The organism is Zwartia hollandica, assembly GCF_019923725.1.
GTDB classification, from domain to species: Bacteria; Pseudomonadota; Gammaproteobacteria; order Burkholderiales; family Burkholderiaceae_B; genus Zwartia; species Zwartia hollandica.
On sequence record NZ_JAHXRI010000017.1, the window covers coordinates 1 to 583 of the forward strand.

At 52.1% G+C, this 583-nt stretch carries 1 protein-coding gene; it reads right to left on the reverse strand.

Features of this window, described 5'->3' with window-relative positions; genetic code table 11:
• On the reverse strand, positions 1 to 425 hold a 425-nt coding region (locus KZZ10_RS14395), incomplete at its 3' end, for a S8 family serine peptidase (RefSeq protein ID WP_259662237.1).
• Positions 426 to 583 lie beyond the last annotated feature (158 nt).

Below are 583 nucleotides of genomic sequence, written 5' to 3' on the forward strand. Positions count from 1 at the left end.
TCTTTCGATGCGGGGTATCCAGGGTTCGGAATTGCCACTGTGTGAGCAATCGAAGCGTCATACGCTACACCTATCATCCCGACGCCATTGCGCGCGGCCGCTGCAGCCCCCATGACATGGGTACCATGAGTTGGGAATGGGAAATCCGGGTAGTCGGGGTTTGGAAACGGGTCCGGCGCTACCGGCCAATAAACCCGGCCAGCAAACTCTGGGTGACTCAATTGGGCCTGATCGTCTGCAATACCGATTCGGACACCCTTGCCGGTGAAGCCTAGCGCCCAGGCTTCGGCTGCATTCGTATATTGCAGGCCCCGATTTGCAAAATATTCTGGCGTGTGAAAAATAGACGAGGCCACTTGGCTGTTTGCGGCACTTGTGACCGCAAACAAAGCAAGGCAAGCTGCAACTTTTCGAATCGAGATCATTAAAGCTCCGGGTTAAGGTCGGGAACTGCATAACAGGCATACTTACCCAACCTGGCCTGTGCTTTAAGTTTTTAACTCGAAGAAATCTAACTAGCAAGGCTTATTATTATTCGGCGACAAGTAACTTAGTTTCCATCTCGGGTAAGAAAGAGCCACCC